We start from the raw sequence: 18,989 nt of genomic DNA on the forward strand, positions 1-18,989 counted from the left end.
GTATAATAGTGCCAAAATAATTAAAAACTTGGAATCTCTAAATTCGTACTTATAAATTAAATAGCTAAATACTCATATACGTATTTAACTACCAGCTTATATCTAGAATTTAAAGATTGCTTAACCGGTCTTAGACAAGGAGAAAGAAATGGTTAAATATCAAGTAGAAATTTTTGGTCGTGAAAGTTGTCCTTACTGCCAAAGAGCAAAAAACATTCTTGAAGAATTAAAAGTAGCAGGCATTGCTGATGGTGTATACCACGATATGATCGTTGAAGGTATCACTAAAGAAGATATCGCAGCACGTATTGGTAAAGAAGTACGTACCGTACCACAAGTGTTTGTAAATGGTAATCACGTTGGTGGTTGCGATAACTTCGTAGCATTCTTAACTGCTGAAGGTGTGAAATTTTCACACTAATTAGTTTATAACCTCTGGTTTTGTTCCAGAGGTTTTCCTATATCTTAATGTTTGGTAAACAGCTCTTGATTTCAGTTAAGCATAATGAGAATAAAATTAAACATTGCATTTAAGAGACAAGTTCTATTTTAGTTGAGGTGTACCTCAAAACCAATTTGGTCGTCTTATACTTGCATTTAATTTTTAACTTTTTTCTTCTGTTTATCAAAACCTAAGGTTAAAACTTGTAAAATTTAGACCGATAGGTCTAGACCTATCAGTCTAGTCATGCTATTATAGATATATGAAGAGTACACAAGACACTGCACAAAAATTATTAGATGCAGGACTTTTTCTCTTATCCCAAAAAGGTTTTACGGCTGTTGGGCTGACTAAAATCTTGGAAACAGCTCAAGTACCTAAAGGTTCGTTTTATCACTACTTTTCTTCTAAAGAAGAGTTTGGACAAAGAATTATCGAACAATATATCACCAATTATAAACAGCAATTATCTGACTTATTTGCAACTTATCCAGAATCAGGCACGCGTGCCATGTATGAGTTTTGGCAAGCTTGGAGCAAACAAGAACAAGATGGTAATGGATGTCTGGTAGTAAAACTTGCTGCTGAAGTTGCTGATTTATCAGAAAACATGCGTCAAGCTTTACATCAAGGCTGTGAAGAGATAATAGAATTAGTCGCTCATCGCTTAGCGCAAGCACAAGCTGCTGGTGAATTTAAACCAGAAGTAGATATGAATGCTTTTGCGCAACATTTATATTTTTTATGGTTAGGGGCATGTACAACCTATCGTCTCTACCGTCCAGTTACTAGTTGTCTTGAAGCGACAACGCAACAAACTTCATGGTTACTTGCGCAAGTAACAATGAACAAAGAATAAAGAAGCCTCTGGCTTTTTTATTTACATGGTTACTAATTGACCGGTCTATTTTTTTAACAAACTAAAACACAAACAAGGAAAACAACATGAAAGTATTCTATCAAACATCTGCAACTTCAGTTGGTGGTCGTAGTGGTGTAGTTAAAACTGATGATGGTTCATTAGAGTTTGAACTAACTGCTTTTAACTCAGGTCACGAAGGAGTAAACCCTGAAAAATTATTTGCTATGGGTTATGCAGCATGTTTTGATTCAGCTGCGAATTTAGTAGCCCAACAAATGGAATTACCAGTAACAAGTATTAAAACTAATGTGCATGTAGGTATTGGTCAAGTTCTAGGTGGTGCTTTTGCTCTTGAAGTTGCAATTAAACTTTATACTCAAGGTTTAACTCAAGAACAAGCGCAAGCTTTAGTTGAACGTGCGCACCAAGTATGTCCGTACTCAAATGCTACACGTAACAATATCCAAATTACGGTAGAAGCAATCGCGGAATAAAATCAACGGCAGTTTTTAACGCAAATCATAGATAACTCACTTTAGGCTCATAAGCACTAGACTGCAGAGCAAAACCTAGTTTTGCTCTGCCACTTTCTTATTTTTATTTCGACGACAATTTTCTTACGACGAATTATGTTTACTTAACAATTTGCTTAAGCGCTTCGAATATCTTTAGGCTTACTTAAGCAAATTCTTACGTAAACTATAATTAAATACATCTTTACTTTTAACAACAAATAAACACAGAATTATGACAAACAACCAAATGATGCAAGCAGCAATTCACCGTAGTTTTGGTGAGCCAGCTGAAGTAATTGAAACCGTAAACTTAGCAATCCCAGAACCAAAAGCCGATGAAGTACAAATCAAAATGATTTACTCACCTATCCATAATCACGATTTATGGACTATTCGCGGTACTTATGGTTATAAACCAGAGTTACCTGAAGCAGGTGGTTCAGAAGCTGTAGGAATTGTTACTAAATTAGGTGCTGATGTTACAAACCTACAAGTAGGTCAACGTGTTGCTATTGCGGCTACGCATGGAACTTGGGGTGAGTATTTTACAGGTCCGGCTGCTAGTTGTGTACCAATTCCAGAGCAAATGTCGGACGAAGATGCTGCGCAACTAATTGCAATGCCATTTAGTAGTATTACCCTTTTAGATTCATTAAACGTTACAGCTGGTGATTGGATTATCCTCAATGCTGCAAGTGGTATGATTGGTAAAACTACGGCTATGTTAGGTAAAGCACGTGGCATTAATGTTATTAATGTAGTGCGTCGTAATGCCGCTGTTGAAGAATTAAAAGCTCTTGGTTTAGACTATGTTGTATTTACAGAAAATAGCGATTGGATGGATCAAGTTCGTGCTATAGTAAAAGATCAACCAATTAAAGCAGCTGTAGATTCAATTAGTGGTCAAGCTAGTTATGATCTTGCTGAACTCTTAGCTTATAAAGGAACTTTAGTAAGCTTTGGTACTTTAGAGCAAGAACCAGTAAAAGTTTCAGTGGGTGCTTTAATTTTTAAACAAATTAATGTGCGTGGATTCTGGGGTTTAATCGAAATCCGTGAAATGCCAGCCGAGAAGCGTGCTGCATTAATGCAAGAATTAATGCAACATATTATTGCTAAACGTATCGTTTTACCTGTAGCTGGGATCTATCCTTTAGAGCAAGCTGCACAAGCTTGTGCAGCCAGCCTTGCTCCTGGTAAAAATGGTAAAGTTTTAATTGCAGGAAGTAAATAGTTTTATGTTTTTGTCCCATACGTACTTTTGGCTAGTGATCATTTTGCTTACGGCTACGGTGTTGGAGTTTGTTTTTATCTTTGTCATTGAAACAGTCATCCCACGTAGTGCTTTGACGCGTAGAGTATTTAATCTTGATCCAGAATTACAAGCACAACCTTTAGTGCAGAACCTGTTAAAGAACCAAGGAGTTTATAATTTAGTCCTTGCGGTATTTCTTATAATTAGTGTTTGGTCAATGAGTGTATTGTTTACTGTTTTAAGCTTAGGTGTAATGATCGCCGTAGCTATCTATGGGGCTCTAACAGTAAATAAGCATATTCTCTGGAAACAAGGTTTGTTACCGGCTTTAAGCTTAAGTGTCCTAATCCTAGGTGCTTTATAAGATCGAGCAATTTTCAGCTTCTTATCCTAAGATTTAAGATCTAAGACTTGAGAGCTAAAAACTTAAAACTTTAAACCTTTCAAACTTAAATCCCCGTGAAGTAAGCTTCACGGGGATTTAGGTTTATGAGTTTTGTGTAATATTTACTCTACTGTTCAACCTGATTATAAATCAGACCAACAAAGCCTAGATTTTGTTGCCAATAAGGTTCAAACTCGGCGCGTTGTTCGCGCCAAATGGCATCCAGATCTTTTTCATGCTCGAGTAATTGTTGGATTTGTTCTAAACTAAAACCAACTTGCTTATTACGCAGTGCGTTTAAATCTTGCACAAGTAGATTTTTATTCAGACAAACACCTAACCACTCTGGACGTTCACCAATATACGAAGAAATCGGATGATATTCTTGAGGCACCATAAAGATTGGGGGCATAATATGTGCTTGATAACCTGTGGTATATAAATAGTGGTTAAGATGACTTTCATCATGCCAAAGAGCAATAATCCCTTTAGCTAAATCAAAATCAATATTTCGCTCAAGTGTGGCTATCATGTGCATAAATGCTGCACTAGTGCCGCCAAAGAAACCACCTGCAACATATGTAGTTGTGGCATTCTCTGGAATATAGGCTAAAGACTGAGGATTGCGTTCGTAGGACTTAGCTGCTTCAGGTACAGCATTTTGCCCGTAGTGATAAACCAAGTATAAATCTTTAGATGCATCTCCGGTTGCTGGTTGCAGAAAGTTTTTACCGAGTATGGGATTCTTAGCGTACCAGTTAGCATTAGCAAAGAACACATAGTCGTATTCGCTTAAGAGTTCACGCACTTCTGGACGATTAAACATTTTAAAACGATGTAAAGTCGCTCCAGGCCATGCTAAGTGTTCTTGGGGAATTAGAGTTACATTCTCAGTATTAGCATAGGTAGTGGCTAGATCTTCGCTATCAGTAAAGACAAAATATTGCACTTGGCAATCAGGTAAGAAGTTTTGTTGATTATGCGCAAATACGGCTTTAAAGAAAGTATCGTAAGATCCGGTATTAATACTTAAGAATGCTACTTTAGGTTGTTGCATAGAAAATATAGGAAAAATTTTACTCTAGAGGGAGTATGTAAAAAAGTACATACTGCTACACCATACATCACTTAATAGAGACTTATTGCTTGATTTGTCTTTCTTGAAATAATTCTTAAACTTAGTTGAAATTAGTCTTAAGATTATTCTTGAAATTAGTCTTAATATCAGTGGTGAGTCTAAGTGAGGTAACCTATTAGAGTTGCGTAATATTAATACTTGGAGCTGCGCTCTTAATTCGCATATAAGTCTGATATGCAACTTGATCGGCTAGTTGATTAAATACTTGTCCAATGCTGCTTTCTGGTTGCGAAGCAGTGGTAATAACCCCTAAATCAAGATCATGTCCAACTTGCGGATCTAAAGGAATGCTCGCAAGCAATGGTGTTTCCATAATTTGTGACATTTCTTTAACGCCATCTTTACCAAAGATATGCGCTTGGAAACCACAATTAGGACAAGTATACATGCTCATATTTTCTACAATCCCTAATACCGGAATTGTTAGTTTACGGAACATGTTAACTCCCTTATATACATCTAAAAGAGCAATCTCTTGCGGCGTAGAGACGATTACGGCTGCAGTTACCGCAAGGTTTTGCGCCACTGTTAGTTGAATATCACCAGTACCTGGTGGCATATCAATCACTAAATAGTCTAAGTTAGGCCAATTAGTTTCTACCATTAATTGTTTAAGCATCGAAGAAGCAACAGGTCCGCGCCAAATAGTTGCATCAGTTTCTCCCACTAAAAAACCAATTGAATTAGCAACAAGATTACCTACTTGCACTGGGTTCATGGTTTTCTGATCATCTGATGTAGGTTGTTGATCTCCAGCACCAAGCATGTGCGGAATAGATGGACCATATACATCGGCATCAAGTAAACCAACTTTAGCTCCACCATTAGCTAGAGCTGCGGCTAAGTTAACTGCTACTGATGATTTACCCACACCTCCTTTACATGAAGATACGGCAATAATATTTTTAACTCCTTTAACCGTCTCTTGTCCATTAGCTGCTGCACGCTGGCTAATGTTATATTGCAACTTAAGGTTAAGCATAGTTACCTCAGGTTGTTTACTTTGCACAAAGGTCAGTAACTCTTGTTGCAGATCTTGTATTTGCGTAAAAGCAAAAGGTAAGGTTAAAGTTAGGGCTAGAGTTTGTTTTTGGGGATTATAGAGAAAATCTTGAGGATTAAAAGCTTTTAACTCTTGTAAGCTTTTACCCCATTGTGAATATGAGAAATCTTGAATAAAAGTAAAGTCGCAACTCATGCAACATACTCCTTATCGATAGTGAATATAATTAGCTTTTGCTATTAGTGCAACAAAGACTAAAAGCAATCTTCTATTTTACTCCAAATTGCCGTCTCTTGCGGATAATTCTATGTTGCGCTTTAATCTCTATTTAGAAAGCACATTTAATTTTGGATACAAATTACAATCCTTGGTTATTTTTTTACCTATTCTTGGTTATTTTTTTACCTATTCTATACAAGTTGTTTTTAACTCTAAGAAAAACCGTACTAAATACTTCTTAGCAGCGTAATAGGTTTATGATAATATATATAAAACTGGGCAGCAAAAATGCCCAGTTGTTTTTTTGTTTAAAAAAAGGAAAATTTTCCATGATAAATGATATGAGAATCTTCGACTACGAAGATATTCAGTTAATTCCTAACAAATGTATTGTTGAAAGTCGTTCAGAATGTAATACTCATGCACGTTTAGGTAAAATGGAGTTTAAAATTCCGGTAGTACCTTCAAACATGCAAACTATTATTGATGAACCTTTAGCTGAAGAATTAGCACGTCGGGGTTACTTTTATATCATGCACCGTTTCAATCCAGAAACGCGTGAAGCTTTTATTCGCCATATGAAAGAGCAAGGTTTATACTCTTCAATTTCTATTGGGGTAAAAGCTGATGAATTTGATTTTGTGCGTCATTTAGCTGCGCAAAATTTAGTGCCAGAATATATTACGATCGATATTGCCCATGGTCATTCAGAAAAAGTTATCGAAATGATTAAGTTCATTAAACAAATTTTACCTGAAACTTTTGTGATTGCGGGTAACGTAGGTACACCAGAGGCAGTACGTGAATTAGAAAATGCTGGAGCTGATGCTACTAAAGTAGGTATTGGTCCAGGTAAAGTATGTATCACTAAGTTAAAAACTGGTTTTGGTACAGGTGGTTGGCAATTAGCTGCTTTACGTTGGTGTGCTAAAGCTGCAACTAAACCAATTATTGCTGATGGTGGTATTCGTGATCACGGTGATGTAGCTAAGTCTATGCGTTTTGGTGCGACTTTTGTAATGATTGGTTCGTTATTCTCAGGACACGAACAAAGTCCAGGTGAAACAATTGAGATCGACGGTAAACTTTACAAAGAATACTTTGGTTCAGCTTCAGAGTTCCAAAAAGGTGAACGTAAAAACGTGGAGGGCAAGAAAATCCTTACTCCATATAAAGGAGACCTTTTTGCTACCCTAACCGAAATGGAACAAGACTTACAAAGTTCAATTTCGTACGCAGGTGGTAAGGACTTACGTGCCTTACGTAAAGTTGATTATGTAATCGTGAAGAACTCTATTTTTAACGGTGACCGTTAATTTAAATTATAGTTAGCATTAAGCCCCTGAAAGGTTTCCTTTCAGGGGCTTAAAATATGTTACTGTTTTTCTAAACGTGTAAGCACAATTAGAGTCTTAACTTCAATCTTGTTATTTACTAATTAGCAATTTAAGTGCTAACTAATTAAGAATAGTTAAAACTATTAGTGCTCACGAGTAGAGAAGAAGCGTACTTCTGGGTATTTTTCTTGCGTTAGGTTTAAATTAACCATATTTGGTGCAATGTAAGTTAAGTTATCAGCACCATCTAAAGCTAAGTTACCTTCACAACGACGTTTAAATTCGTCGAATTTTTTCGGATCTGCGCAATCTACCCAACGAGCGGTAGCAACGTTTACTGATTCGTAAATAGCTTCTACGTTATATTCGTTTTGTAGACGGTTCACTACTACGTCAAATTGTAGTACCCCGATAGCACCAACAATTAAGTCATTGTTCGTAAGTGGACGGAATACTTGTACCGAACCTTCTTCTGATAATTGGATTAGACCTTTAAGTAGTTGTTTTTGTTTTAAAGGATCTTTTAAACGAATACGTTTAAAGAGTTCTGGAGCAAAGTTAGGAATACCCGTAAACTTAACTGGTTCTTTAAATGTACTGAAAGCATCACCAATTTGGATTGTTCCATGGTTGTGAATACCGATAATATCACCAGCATAAGCTTCTTCGGCATTAGTACGATCCCCTGCTTCAAAAGTTAAAGCATCGTTTAAAGTAACTTCTTTACCAATACGGTGGTGATTAACTTTTAGACCTTTTTCGTATTTCCCAGACACAATGCGCATGAAAGCAACACGGTCACGGTGTTTAGGATCCATGTTTGCTTGGATTTTGAAGATAAAGCCTGAAAATTCTGGAGCAGTAGCTTCAACTTCACCATCCAGCGTTGGACGTGGTAATGGAGAAGGAGCATATTTGGTTAGATAATCTAACATATGATCCACACCGAAGTTACCTAAAGCTGTCCCGAAGAAAACCGGAGTTAATTTCCCAGCTAAAAATTCTTCAGCATCAAACTCGTTACTTGCACCTTGTACTAATTCAAGTTCTTCAACAAAAGCTGCATGCGTATCTTCACCAATCGCTGCAATTAGTTCTGGGCTATGTAAACCGTCAATGCGTACAACTTCTTGAATGCGACTACCTTGACCAGATTTATACATAATCGTATAGTCACCAGCTAAGTTATAAACGCCTTTAAAGAACTTGCCTGAACCAATAGGCCAAGTAATTGGAGCACATTTGATTTTAAGAATATCTTCTACTTCATCAAGTAGACTTAATGGATCACGAATATCACGGTCTAACTTGTTCATAAAAGTTAGAATTGGTGTGCTACGTAGACGTGTAACTTCCATTAATTTAATTGTACGTTCCTCTACCCCTTTAGTAGCATCGATTACCATTAGTGCCGAGTCTACAGCGGTTAAAGTACGATAAGTATCTTCCGAGAAGTCTTCGTGTCCAGGAGTATCTAAGAGGTTAACCATACAGTCATTGTATGGGAATTGCATAGCTGATGTTGTAACCGAAATACCACGTTGTTTTTCGATTTCCATCCAGTCAGATTTAGCTTTTTGTTGGTTGCCTTTACCTTTAACTGCACCAGCAGATTGAATAACTTTACCTACAAGGAGAAGTTTTTCGGTAATGGTTGTTTTACCGGCGTCCGGGTGAGAGATAATCGCAAAGGTACGACGTTTTTGAATTTGCTCTAAAGTTTGATTTGTAGCCATAAATAAAAACTTAAGTTTGTACTACGTAAATACGCATAAACTAAGCTCCATTATGGAGCTTAGTTGTAAGTACATCATAGGTTGTAGTTTTTAAAGCCTAGTCAGAGTAAGATGATTACTCTTATTTACTAGGTTTAAAAAAGTGTAATCCTTGAGTGCTATCTAAATAATCAGGTAAAGTTAATGGAGCAATATACGGCTCGAAAGTTAAGATTAACTTAGCCGCTGGTAAGGTAGCAGTTTTACGCACATAATCGTTATATGTCGTATTGATTTTTGCTCCCTCTTTCATGCTTACATTAATTAAAGCACTATTTAATTTGTCACCAGCAAAAGCTTGTTCTACTTGCGTGCCAAAGCGATAGTGGTTTAATTGTTCGACAATACTTTGCGCTGCATATTCAGTAGCAATGGTATTAACTGCTTTAGCAAAGTCAGGATAATTATCTAAAGCCGTTAATTGTAAGAAAATGTTTACCATTTGGCAAGTTTGGCGTAAATTAGTATTAAATTTAGCCAGTTCACCTTGGTAGTAGTCATTTAAAGATCCAACACCACGTTGTACAAAGCCTACATCAAGGTTAAACGCGCCAACTTGACAAAGAGTATTATATTGTTGAAGATATTCAGGAAAATTGGCAGTGGTAAAATTAATTTCTACCCGATTTTGATCAAAAAGACCTTGCCAATTGTAATTTATATTTGACTGTAAAAAGCGATATTCTGCCATTACATAGTCAAAATAAAGATTTATTGCACGGAAAATACGTAAACGTTGAGCATTATCTCCGTGAAAAAAGTTGTATGTGTTGCGCATTAATACGCTTTCGACATCTCTTAAACCGATTAGGGTGTAATGGGATAGATAAGATGCTCGGCGTAAACTGGCGAGAAAATCGTCATAATTGGGATCAAGGTCATTAGAATCGTTTAGAAGATCCTCGCCTTTATCTGCTTGCTGGAATAAGGTAGTTATTGGATCGAGTTGAATACTGCTTGGTAAGCGGTTTACATGTCCATAACGTTGATCAGCAGCTAAACGTAATAAAGATTCAATAGTTACTTTACTAATGTTAAAGTCATTACTAAAGTAATAATTGCCTTGATTAAAATTATTATTAAAAATCACCGATGGATATAGGGGGTGATGTAAATCGAGATTTTCAATATAAGGGTTAGTTTGGGCGACGTTTTCTTCAGTCGACTTACCACAACTAACTAACGCCAGAGCCATACTTAGACAAGCGCAAAAATATAATAGGGCTCTAGATACATTCATGGAATTCTGTTACAGGTTACATGAGCTAGTTAATCCTAACTCAAGTTCGGGACTATTATAGCAATAATTAAGCTTTTTCGTCGATCAAAAAAGTGAAAATTCAGCTTTATTTGCCACCGAGGCTTAATAAAGGTGGTCTGGAAAGATTGTTGGAAAATTAACAGTCATTATTTCTGAAAAATAAGCGGTTAATAAATTTCAAATCTAACTTTTTAGAGCTGAATTGTTTCTATATTATAACAGAAAGCGCTAGGTAAAAATCCCTAGCGCATGCAAAGAAAAGAAATTTTAGTACTAGTTTGAGTGCTAGAAGCATAGTAGTTTACTCACTACTAGGAATACTATAATGACGCGTTAAGTTCTGATATAACGAACGTGTAGTTGCAGCATAGGTTGCAAATTCAGAAAGCATTTTCCAACCTGCTGCATCACGTGCAATATAGAGTTGACGTACTTTACGATTAATTTCAGGATTGAAAACTGTTTCTAAGGTTAAGCCGTAGCTACTTGGATACTTAGCAGCAGTTTGGCGGTACACTTGATAGAACAGATTAGCATAACGTTGGAATAGATCTACGTACTTCTGAAATTCTATGTCTTGCATCATTCCTATATATTGCCAAGCCAGTACACATACATTGTTATAAGTGCGTTTAAAGGCATTAGCAATTTGCGTTTGGTTATAATTTAATGCACCACCAAGTAATTCACCTACTGTATAAGGCTCTAAGTAAAACTGTTGTTTATCACAAGCGCTTTTAATGTTTTTCAGCATATCGCTGAGTTTTGCTTTACTTGGATCGAACTCAATATTAAAGTCACTTAAAAACTGCGGATTGTTTTTACTGCGGTTCTGATAAATGCGAGAAATTAAATGAAACATAGTGTTTACTACTAAAAAAGCTTGCGCTTTTTCACTAACTAAACGCATGTCATTCATATTATCAGCAATCATAAACAGGGCTCGTGTTACTTGTTGATAATCACCAACACCCGCCCACTGAATAGCTAGGTTATCTCCACGAAAATAAGCGGCGGCTTGCTGATTGATATTGTAATTGCCAATAAAGTGATTATGTTGGTAAGAAGGAGGACTAACTAAAGTTGTTTTGTCCTCGCTTGGTTCTTGGGCTTGTCCGATTAGGCTACATAAACCTAAAGAAAGAATGGTAGTTGCTTTAAGAGTTAAAGCTGACAAACTATAGGCAGAAAATTTGCGTTTAAACATTAGGATTCCTAAAGATAGCTAATGATTTGTACCTTATTATAAAGCAACAAAAGCTTATCTGCTCTAGTTCCTAAATTTTAGGTACAGTTAAAATATGATGATTATCATCATAAAGCAAGCAGGTAAGACAAAAAACAAACAAGCTGATAAGACAAAGAATAAAGCAAACAAGTAAGTACGACAAAGAATAAAGTGAGTAAGCAAGACAAAGAAAAGGGCAGTTAGATTTCTAACTGCCCTTAAAAAATTTTAACTAAAAATTAGTTATTATCTTCTTTTAAATGCTCAAAGTTACGTTCATCTGAATCATCGTCCCAGTCACGTGGTTTACCTGCTGGTTGACGATTCATAATACGTTCAACTTGCCATTTATCGATAGTTTCATATTCCATTAAAGCATCTTTCATTGCTTCAAGAATATCGCGGTTTTGTTGTAACACTAAACGAGCTTTATCGTAGTTACGTTTAATGATTTCAAGCACGGCTTTATCGATACGTTCAGCAAAAGCATCTGAAGCTTGTGGACGACCGTATGGATCGTTAGCATTAGGTGCATAGTCAATCGGACCTAAATCATCATCGAAACCATAGTTAGTCACCATTGCACGAGCATAGCGGCTAGCTACTTGGATATCAGATGAAGCACCTGTAGAGATGTAATCCTTACCAAAGATTAACTCTTCAGCTAAACGACCACCGTAAGTCATTTGTAGTTTAGCTTCGTAAATTGAATAGCTGTAGTACACTTGGTCTTCTGTAGGTAAGAAGTGAGTTACACCTAAAGCACGACCGCGTGGGATAATAGTAACTTTGTGTACTGGATCATTACCTTCAACTAAGTAACCAACAATTGCATGACCTGCTTCATGGTAAGCAGTACGTAATTTATCAGCTTCTTTCATGGTTAATGAAGGACGTTCAGTACCCAGAGTAATTTTATCTTGAGCTAATTCAAAGTACTTCATGGTAATTTCTTTGCTACCATTACGTGCAGACATAAGTGCCGCTTCGTTAATGAGGTTAGCAAGTTCAGCACCAGAGAAACCTGGAGTACCACGAGCAACTGTTTTTAAGTTTACGTCACGCGCTAAGCGTACTTTTTTCGCGTGTACGTTTAAGATTTGTAAACGACCTTTTAGATCTGGAAGATCTAAAGTTACTTGACGGTCAAAACGACCTGGACGAATTAAGGCGTTATCTAATACATCAGCACGGTTAGTAGCTGCGATTACGATAATGCTTGTTTTGTCATCGAAACCGTCCATTTCAACTAGTAACTGGTTTAGCGTTTGTTCACGTTCGTCGTGACCACCACCAAAACCTTGTCCACGTTTACGACCTACAGCATCGATCTCGTCGATAAAGATAATCGCTTTACCTAGTTTTTTCGCCTGATTGAATAATGTACGTACACGTTGTGCACCCACACCAGCAAACATTTCTACGAAATCAGAACCGGCAATCGTAATAAATGGTACACCAGCTTCACCAGCAACAGCACGCGCTAATAAAGTTTTACCTGTACCTGGAGGACCTACCATTAGTACACCTTTAGGAATACGTGCACCAATGTCGGTAAATTTTTGTGGATCACGTAAGAAGTCAACGATTTCAGCAACTTCACGTTTGGCTTCTTCACAGCCAGCAACGTCTGTTAAACGAGTGCGAATGTCTTTAGGCTCATAGATGCGACCGATTTGTTTGTCGCCACCCATAGCCGTAGCCATACCACCAGTCATACGTCTCATTGCCCAGAGATATAATCCCAGAAACAGTAAAAGTGGAATCATATTAATTAAGATTTCCACTAAAGCGTTTGGACGTTCTGGTAATTTACCGTATACAGTTACGTTTTTGCTTAGTAATTGATCTAGTAGTTTATCATCGCGCAGAGGTAAAATTGTCGTATATACCGTACCATCGGTACGTGTAACACGAATTTGCCCTGTTTGATTAATTTGTACCGAACTTAGTTTGTTTTGGTCAATATCAGCTACAAATGCCGAATAGGCTTGATTGTTTCTATCGCTACTACTGCTCGAGAAATAGCTAAATAGACTAACTGAAGCTAGAATAACCATTAAAACTAAAAAAGCGTTCTTTTTTAAAAAAGGTTTCACTTATACTCCTTTACTCATGAGGCTGTCATGAGCTAAAGTTAAACTAGTCGTTAAGGGTTAAATTTTCACATGATATATTCTACCATAGTCTCAAAATAGCAGCTAGCGCTGATTTTAGAAAAGTAGTAAATATCTAGGTTAATTAGGCTATTAAGGCGAATATCATAAAGCTTGATTAAATGAAAACTCTAGTTTGCTATCGTTTGATAGGAAAAACTAAAGTTTAAAAGAAGCTTAATTGTTGAAGTTAATTGGCGATAAAAAAGACTTATCACCTTGAACTTTGCACCTTAAGTTGCGAATGAGCTCCCTAAAAGAACTTTTGCAATAACAAGTAATAAACGAAAGTTACATAACTTGCTTATCTATTTGCCTAGATCTTTACAAGCTCGATATTCTGGTAAAGAAATATAAAATGCGAAAGTTTGTTGTTTTAAATTTTTTACACTTCTAATATATAGCTTTTTTAAATTTTTGCAAGCGCTAAACCTCGTTTTTAGATAAAAAGTTTCCAATATACTGCCATATAGATAACGAGATATGTCGAGGTGTAAATTTTGGGATTATTATTCAATAAATTTCGTGGTTATTATTCAAGTGTTTAGCTGAACTAGTTGAGGGGGAGATTTAAATAAATTTAGTGAAGATGAACGGGGATTTTGGAGATTATTTTTGAGTACAGCTAGAAATCTAAAAACAGATACATCTTATTGTGTCAGCTCTAGTAAAGTTGGTTAGATAGTTCTAGGAGAAATTGTTCGTTACAATTGTATTACTTGGTGCGGTTGTGGTTATGGTCGTGGGAGTAGGGGAAGTGGGAGTATGTAAAACAAAATATAATTATTTTTAACAAGGTTAAAGTTAAGTCGCTACAAATATCTTGCATTTTAAGAAAAAATTGGCTATAATGATAGCCGTTCTTTTTAAGAAGATTTTTTTGCGTGCACCCATAGCTCAGTTGGATAGAGCATTCGCCTTCTAAGCGAACGGTCACTGGTTCGAATCCAGTTGGGTGCGCCATTTTTTTGTATCTAAAGAATCTTGCGCTTGTAGCTCAGTTGGATAGAGCAGTTGTTTCCGGGGCAACGGGTCGCAGGTTCGACTCCTGTCAAGCGCGCCATGTCAGACCTAGCCTAGAAGCTAGGTTTTAAATTTTTCTGACATCTAAAAAAGCCTTAACTTCTAGTGATCGCTAGAAGTTAAGGCTTTTTGCGTTGCTAAAATTTAGCAAAACTATTACTGCATAGTAGCTGCTCGTTGTTTAAAGCTTTCTACTAATTCATGTAAATAAGTGTGGAATTGTAAACCATTGTTTATGTAATCGATTACTTGTTTAGTGTACGATTCATCGTAACGTGGTACTAATTCACTAATATTAATATTGTTCTCTTGAAGAAGCGAGTACACAGCCGTTACCGCAACTACAAAGATCATTACCATTAAGACACCCCCAAGAAGGCGTAGAAGAATATTATTAAATAATGGTAAAGATGAAAGCGCACTGCCAATTAAGCCAGCGGCAAAGTTAAGAATTAAAAACGAAACGATAATAACAATCGCAAAACCAATTAAAGGATAGCTACCCACAAATGGGATCTTACTTAAAAGACCACCTAAATCTTGGGTATAGTACATACTAATAATAATTGATCCGACAATTGAGAAAAGAGATAACAAGGCACCAATAAAGCCACGGAATACCCCGCGAGCAAAAACAGCTAGTGCCATAATGCCTAAGAAAATATCAATTAAAGGAAGCATAATATATTATTCACAAATTACTGTAGGCTATTAGGGTTTTAGCCTTAGGTTTTATCATTATACCCAAAAATCCCAGTTTAACCTTGGTTAATTTTAGCGATTTAGTTTTATTGCGCTATAGATTCTTTGTAATTAGTTACTAGTTAGTCTGAAAGAGACCACCTAAGTGTAACAAAATCAGAGCGGCAATCACACTAAGAATTAAAGGTTCTACAATCGCAGAAATAGTACGTAGTACATAAGGAATAATGGTACTAAAACTAATTTCTTTACTACGATTGCGATAGAAGAACTTACGACTAATTTTGAGAGCTAAGGTTAAACTTAAAAGCGCTATTGCAGGTATATAAGGAAGTATAGCGGCAAATAACCAGTGTGGTAACCCGATATTCGCGATAGTTAGACTTTCATAGGTATTGTTAGTTGGTTGAACTAATACTTGCTCTTGTAAGCTATAAATCAGACCGCCAGTTAAAGCACTAAAAACTGCAAAATATAACAAGAAACTTAGCCAGAAAATAATTAAGGCATAAGAATCACGAATAAAAATAGAGAAGAAACGTCCAGCAATACAAGCTAGAATAATCCACCAAGTCATACTTGAGTCATTACCTGCAACAAAAGTATTAGCTAATTGCTCGAGACCGGTATAAATTGCCGTGGGCATTTTCATATAGGTCGCAAAAGCAAAAAACGTAATAATTGCTTCGAGCGCGGCGGTGCTAATAACTTGGCGTTTGTTTGCTAGGATTTGATTACTCGCCATGTAGTCGATTAGACGTTGGCTATTAATCGTATAGAGATAAACCGCATGAGCTAAGGTAACGCTTACCACAATTACTAAGAGATAGCTTAGAGGATCATGAGCCATATGAAACACGTTAATCGCTAAACCGCAGCCAATTAAAGCTAGTGCTGTAGTTAAGGTTGCCATATAAGGCTCATAGCGATATCTATCTTGCTTAATATTGCTAATAAAACGCCAAAGCAAAACCGCAATAAAAGCAAGCGTGGCTGGATAATAATGTAAAAGATTATCTAACATAACAAGAAAAAGACTAGGCTATTGCCTAGTCAAAAATATAGGATATTTTGCTAGGGCTAATGCTCTAATAAAATACCGATTTTAAGACAGCTAGATCAGCGTATGAGTTAACAAACGCCCAGATAACCATTAGTGAACCAATGAGTTCGGCTAAGGCTGTAGCTCCATGCACTAACATGGCAAAGCGTGATTCTGATAATTTAGAACGCGCAAAGATTAAGTAAAAGTTTTCTTCGGTGCAAACATAACGGAAGGCAAACATCATAATGTACACACTTAAGAAGATATTTGCAGCAAAGTACTCACGATGACCTACAATTGACAGCACAAATAGAAGCGCACTAAAAATTAACCAGAAGCACAGGGTTTTATAGCTACCTAGCAGAATATTCCAAATAAAACGCACAACCATAAGACCGGCGATTATCCCAAAACAAGTACGAGAGTAATCGTAATTAACCGTCATGGTTGAGGTTAAGAGCCAAGATTTAAATTGCGGAAAATCAGCCAAAGAAATATAAGCTAAGAATGAAGCAACTACTTCAGTAAAAATTAAGATTTCTTTGCTGTAAATGGTTGCCAAAATGGTAAAGTTGTGATAATTTCGGCGAATCCGCGTATGTAAAAATTGGCTACAAATAAAGCGATAGATGAGCAGAAAAGCCAAGAAAAATAGCGTTACTACTAATAAAGGCTTATAAGGATCGAGATATAAAAAGCTCGAATAGAAAAACTTAGGTGAAATTAATGAAGTGATTAATTGCAGAATAATAAAAGTTAAACTAAACGCAAAGGCTTCAAAATGTGGATCTCGATAGTTATAAATACAGCGTAATAACACTAGCACTGCTACAATAATAAAACTAGGACTAGCAAAATCCATGAAGAGCTTCCTAAAGTTTATTGTAAAACTAATTGATGAGTGCTAAAAATTAACCCTTAAAGTTCGTTAATTGCTTAACAAACTTTAAGGGTGGTTAAGCAAGGTAACAAGTTTAGGTTGTTACTTTAAGCTTAGAATGCGGCGTTGTTTGGAGTACGTGGGAATGGGATTGCATCACGTACGTTTGAAATACCTGTTACGTAAGTAACTAGACGTTCAAAACCTAAACCAAAACCTGAGTGTGGTACTGAACCATAACGACGTAAGTCTAAGTACCAGCTGTATGCTTCAGGATCTAAACCAACTTCTTTCATACGTGCAGTTAACACATCTAAACGCTCTTCACGTTGTGAACCACCGATGATTTCACCAATTCCTGGAGCTAATACGTCCATTGCAGCTACAGTTTTACCATCTGGGTTTTGACGCATGTAGAATGCTTTGATTTCTTTAGGGTAGTTTTTCACGATTACAGGTGCTTTGAAGTGTTCTTCAGCTAAATAACGTTCGTGTTCTGAAGACATGTCAATACCCCAGTAAACAGGGAATTCGAATTTTTTCCCACAGTTTTCAAGGATTTTAATAGCATCAGTATAGTCAACTTGTACGAAGTCTGAATTTGCTAGGTTTTCTAGACGTTCAATAATACCTGGTTGTACGTGTTGGTTAAAGAACTCTAAATCGTCACGGTTTTTTTCAAGCACAGCTTTGAAAGTGTAACGTAACATGTCTTCGGCTAGTTTTGCGTTGTCTTCTAAGTCGTAGAATGCAACTTCAGGCTCAACCATCCAGAATTCAGCAAGGTGACGGGTGGTGTTAGAGTTTTCCGCTCGGAAAGTCGGACCGAAAGTATACACTTTAGAAAGAGCACTTGCGTAAGTTTCACCGTTTAATTGACCTGATACGGTTAAGAATGCTTCTTTACCAAAGAAGTCTTGTTTCCAGTCAATTTTACCGTCAGCGGTTTTTGGTGGGTTCATCATATCTAACGTAGATACGCGGAACATTTCACCAGCACCTTCACAGTCTGAAGCTGTAATTAATGGCGTAGCCACCCAGTAGAAACCACGTGATTGGAAGAACTCATGAATAGCAAAAGCTAAAGTGTTACGTACACGAGCTACAGCACCAATTAGGTTAGTACGTGGACGTAAGTGAGCGATTTCACGTAGAGTTTCGATTGAAACACGCTTGTTTGATAGTGGGTATTGATCTGGGTTTTCTACTAGACCAACAACTTCTACGTTTTCAGCTGCGATTTCAACCGCTTGACCTTGACCTGCAGAAGCTACTAGTTTACCAGTAACAATAACTGAACTACCTGTTGTTAAGCTTAATACTTCGTTTTCATAGTTAGCTAAAGTATTTGGCACAACTGCTTGTACAGCGTTAAAGCCAGAACCGTCGTATACAGCTAAGAATGAAAAACCGGCTTTTGAGTCACGACGTGTACGTACCCAGCCGCGTACGGTAACTTCACTGCCAACGGCAACTTTACCGCTTAGAATATCTTGGGTAGAAGCAATGGTTGTCATTGCAAAACTCCTAATAATATAAGTATTTATTAATAATAATTGAATAGAGGAAAAGTTAGCAGACTTCTTTAGAGCTAAGTTAACGCTAAACAAGTCTCTAACTCAACTAAAAACTTAAAGCTTAGTGTAATTTTTTACAGTTACTATTTACCTACTTATAATTGTCTACTAATATTTGCCTACTTGGAATTACAAAACCAAGAAAGACAAAGTAAAAGCCGTAACAAGTATCTGTAATGAGGATTA

The 18,989-nt window shown here is 36.7% G+C and carries 16 protein-coding genes and 2 tRNA genes; 8 read left to right on the forward strand and 10 right to left on the reverse strand.

From position 1 onward, the window contains the following. The first annotated feature begins 148 nt into the window (after nt 1-148). From CKF58_RS00300 to CKF58_RS00320, 5 genes are all read left to right on the forward strand, one after another. Nucleotides 149-421, forward strand: coding sequence for a GrxA family glutaredoxin (locus CKF58_RS00300; protein WP_119529999.1), 273 nt, complete (start codon nt 149-151; stop codon nt 419-421). 283 nt (nt 422-704) lie between these two features. Beyond that, a complete protein-coding gene (locus CKF58_RS00305; protein ID WP_119530000.1) occupies nt 705-1,301 on the forward strand; it encodes a TetR/AcrR family transcriptional regulator in 597 nt (198 codons plus the stop codon). A gap of 86 nt (nt 1,302-1,387) precedes the next feature. Further along, a complete protein-coding gene (locus CKF58_RS00310) occupies nt 1,388-1,798 on the forward strand; it encodes an Ohr family peroxiredoxin (RefSeq protein WP_119530001.1) in 411 nt (136 codons plus the stop codon). Between the two features lie 253 nt (nt 1,799-2,051). After that, nucleotides 2,052-3,053, forward strand: coding sequence for a zinc-binding dehydrogenase (locus CKF58_RS00315; protein WP_222987622.1), 1,002 nt, complete (start codon nt 2,052-2,054; stop codon nt 3,051-3,053). Nucleotides 3,054-3,057: 4 nt separating this feature from the next. Then, a complete protein-coding gene (locus tag CKF58_RS00320) occupies nt 3,058-3,438 on the forward strand; it encodes a DUF1304 domain-containing protein (RefSeq protein WP_119530002.1) in 381 nt (126 codons plus the stop codon). 148 nt (nt 3,439-3,586) lie between these two features. On the opposite strand, the gene CKF58_RS00325 is transcribed toward CKF58_RS00320, so the two are convergent. Together CKF58_RS00325 and apbC are read right to left on the reverse strand one after the other, a co-directional pair. Next, nucleotides 3,587-4,516 carry a hypothetical protein gene (locus CKF58_RS00325; protein ID WP_119530003.1) on the reverse strand — a complete coding sequence of 310 codons (930 nt, stop codon included), beginning with the start codon at nt 4,514-4,516 and terminating at the stop codon, nt 3,587-3,589. Nucleotides 4,517-4,712: 196 nt separating this feature from the next. Beyond that, complete coding sequence (apbC, locus tag CKF58_RS00330; protein ID WP_119530004.1) at nt 4,713-5,795, reverse strand: iron-sulfur cluster carrier protein ApbC; 1,083 nt, start codon at nt 5,793-5,795, stop codon at nt 4,713-4,715. A 353-nt stretch (nt 5,796-6,148) separates the two neighbouring features. Here apbC and guaC point away from each other — a divergent pair, with 353 nt between their 5' ends. Beyond that, nucleotides 6,149-7,135 carry a GMP reductase gene (gene guaC / locus CKF58_RS00335; RefSeq protein ID WP_119530005.1) on the forward strand — a complete coding sequence of 329 codons (987 nt, stop codon included), beginning with the start codon at nt 6,149-6,151 and terminating at the stop codon, nt 7,133-7,135. 164 nt (nt 7,136-7,299) lie between these two features. On the opposite strand, the gene prfC is transcribed toward guaC, so the two are convergent. The 4 genes from prfC to ftsH all read right to left on the reverse strand — a co-directional run bounded on the left by prfC (nt 7,300) and on the right by ftsH (nt 13,480). Beyond that, the gene (gene prfC, locus CKF58_RS00340) at nt 7,300-8,892 is read right to left on the reverse strand and encodes a peptide chain release factor 3 (protein WP_119530006.1); all 1,593 of its coding nucleotides are present in this window, start codon (nt 8,890-8,892) and stop codon (nt 7,300-7,302) included. A gap of 121 nt (nt 8,893-9,013) precedes the next feature. Then, on the reverse strand, nt 9,014-10,126 hold the full coding sequence (locus CKF58_RS00345) for a hypothetical protein (RefSeq protein WP_147397176.1): 1,113 nt from the start codon (nt 10,124-10,126) through the stop codon (nt 9,014-9,016). A gap of 367 nt (nt 10,127-10,493) precedes the next feature. Further along, nucleotides 10,494-11,399, reverse strand: coding sequence for a hypothetical protein (locus CKF58_RS00350; protein WP_119530008.1), 906 nt, complete (start codon nt 11,397-11,399; stop codon nt 10,494-10,496). A gap of 260 nt (nt 11,400-11,659) precedes the next feature. Continuing rightward, entirely contained in the window at nt 11,660-13,480 is a 1,821-nt protein-coding gene (gene ftsH, locus CKF58_RS00355; protein ID WP_119530028.1) for an ATP-dependent zinc metalloprotease FtsH, read from the reverse strand. 982 nt (nt 13,481-14,462) lie between these two features. Between ftsH and CKF58_RS00360 the strand changes: the two genes are divergently transcribed. Together CKF58_RS00360 and CKF58_RS00365 are read left to right on the forward strand one after the other, a co-directional pair. Next, nucleotides 14,463-14,539, forward strand: a tRNA-Arg gene (locus CKF58_RS00360). A gap of 23 nt (nt 14,540-14,562) precedes the next feature. Beyond that, nucleotides 14,563-14,639 (forward strand) — tRNA-Arg (locus CKF58_RS00365). Nucleotides 14,640-14,755: 116 nt separating this feature from the next. Here the strand turns inward: CKF58_RS00365 and CKF58_RS00370 are convergent. The 4 genes from CKF58_RS00370 to asnS all read right to left on the reverse strand — a co-directional run bounded on the left by CKF58_RS00370 (nt 14,756) and on the right by asnS (nt 18,743). After that, nucleotides 14,756-15,280 (reverse strand): CvpA family protein, encoded by a 525-nt coding sequence (locus CKF58_RS00370; protein WP_119530009.1) that lies wholly within the window; start codon nt 15,278-15,280, stop codon nt 14,756-14,758. Between the two features lie 139 nt (nt 15,281-15,419). Continuing rightward, complete coding sequence (locus tag CKF58_RS00375) at nt 15,420-16,325, reverse strand: hypothetical protein (protein WP_119530010.1); 906 nt, start codon at nt 16,323-16,325, stop codon at nt 15,420-15,422. 64 nt (nt 16,326-16,389) lie between these two features. Next, on the reverse strand, nt 16,390-17,208 hold the full coding sequence (locus CKF58_RS00380; RefSeq protein WP_119530011.1) for a hypothetical protein: 819 nt from the start codon (nt 17,206-17,208) through the stop codon (nt 16,390-16,392). A gap of 131 nt (nt 17,209-17,339) precedes the next feature. After that, nucleotides 17,340-18,743 carry an asparagine--tRNA ligase gene (asnS, locus tag CKF58_RS00385; RefSeq protein WP_119530012.1) on the reverse strand — a complete coding sequence of 468 codons (1,404 nt, stop codon included), beginning with the start codon at nt 18,741-18,743 and terminating at the stop codon, nt 17,340-17,342. Between the last annotated feature and the right edge of the window lie 246 nt (nt 18,744-18,989).

This window comes from Psittacicella hinzii (genome assembly GCF_003585935.1).
In the GTDB taxonomy this organism is placed as follows: domain Bacteria; phylum Pseudomonadota; class Gammaproteobacteria; order Enterobacterales; family Psittacicellaceae; genus Psittacicella; species Psittacicella hinzii.

Bases quoted from the DNA above. Each gene is read 5' to 3' on its own strand.
- CKF58_RS00345 (WP_147397176.1), bottom strand. From the start codon at position 10,126: ATGGCTCTGGCGTTAGTTAGTTGTGGTAAGTCGACTGAAGAAAACGTC.
- apbC (WP_119530004.1), bottom strand. From the start codon at position 5,795: ATGAGTTGCGACTTTACTTTTATTCAAGATTTCTCATATTCACAATGG.
- asnS (WP_119530012.1), bottom strand. From the start codon at position 18,743: ATGACAACCATTGCTTCTACCCAAGATATTCTAAGCGGTAAAGTTGCC.
- CKF58_RS00350 (WP_119530008.1), bottom strand. From the start codon at position 11,399: ATGTTTAAACGCAAATTTTCTGCCTATAGTTTGTCAGCTTTAACTCTT.
- CKF58_RS00370 (WP_119530009.1), bottom strand. From the start codon at position 15,280: ATGCTTCCTTTAATTGATATTTTCTTAGGCATTATGGCACTAGCTGTT.
- prfC (WP_119530006.1), bottom strand. From the start codon at position 8,892: ATGGCTACAAATCAAACTTTAGAGCAAATTCAAAAACGTCGTACCTTT.
- CKF58_RS00300 (WP_119529999.1), top strand. From the start codon at position 149: ATGGTTAAATATCAAGTAGAAATTTTTGGTCGTGAAAGTTGTCCTTAC.
- CKF58_RS00375 (WP_119530010.1), bottom strand. From the start codon at position 16,325: ATGTTAGATAATCTTTTACATTATTATCCAGCCACGCTTGCTTTTATT.
- ftsH (WP_119530028.1), bottom strand. From the start codon at position 13,480: ATGGTTATTCTAGCTTCAGTTAGTCTATTTAGCTATTTCTCGAGCAGT.
- CKF58_RS00310 (WP_119530001.1), top strand. From the start codon at position 1,388: ATGAAAGTATTCTATCAAACATCTGCAACTTCAGTTGGTGGTCGTAGT.
- CKF58_RS00320 (WP_119530002.1), top strand. From the start codon at position 3,058: ATGTTTTTGTCCCATACGTACTTTTGGCTAGTGATCATTTTGCTTACG.
- CKF58_RS00315 (WP_222987622.1), top strand. From the start codon at position 2,052: ATGACAAACAACCAAATGATGCAAGCAGCAATTCACCGTAGTTTTGGT.
- CKF58_RS00305 (WP_119530000.1), top strand. From the start codon at position 705: ATGAAGAGTACACAAGACACTGCACAAAAATTATTAGATGCAGGACTT.
- CKF58_RS00380 (WP_119530011.1), bottom strand. From the start codon at position 17,208: ATGGATTTTGCTAGTCCTAGTTTTATTATTGTAGCAGTGCTAGTGTTA.
- CKF58_RS00325 (WP_119530003.1), bottom strand. From the start codon at position 4,516: ATGCAACAACCTAAAGTAGCATTCTTAAGTATTAATACCGGATCTTAC.
- guaC (WP_119530005.1), top strand. From the start codon at position 6,149: ATGATAAATGATATGAGAATCTTCGACTACGAAGATATTCAGTTAATT.